The sequence below is a fragment of the Pseudomonas sp. 2822-17 genome, assembly GCF_002742485.1.
GTDB classification, from domain to species: domain Bacteria; phylum Pseudomonadota; class Gammaproteobacteria; order Pseudomonadales; family Pseudomonadaceae; genus Aquipseudomonas; species Aquipseudomonas cyclaminis.
On record NZ_LJRZ01000294.1, the window covers coordinates 1 to 337 of the forward strand.

Below are 337 nucleotides of genomic sequence, written 5' to 3' on the forward strand. Positions count from 1 at the left end.
GGTGAAGTTAGGTGTGAAGGAGATTTAACGATCGGAAAAGAAGGTTATGTTGAAAGGGCTGTATCTGCAAGGAACTTATTTTTGGCAGGGGAGTTAAAAGGAACTGCAAAAATAGATAATAAAATTCATATTTTTGATTCAGGTAAACTAGAAGGTACAGTAGAAATGACTACTATTGTAATTGATGAAAATGGACATTTGCAAGGTAAGAGTATAATGAAGGGCTCGAATAAATCAAATTCTAATGTTATTGAAATAGAAAAAGAAAAGATAAACGAGAAAACAAAAGAAATAGATAAAGATAAACATAAACAATACTCCAAAGATAGTATTAATG

1 protein-coding gene is annotated in these 337 nt (G+C 30.3%); it reads left to right on the top strand.

What is annotated here, in order from left to right; translation table 11 throughout:
* Positions 1 to 337 (top strand): polymer-forming cytoskeletal protein (locus AOA60_RS03985; RefSeq protein WP_143522382.1); only part of this gene is annotated, 337 nt, incomplete at both ends.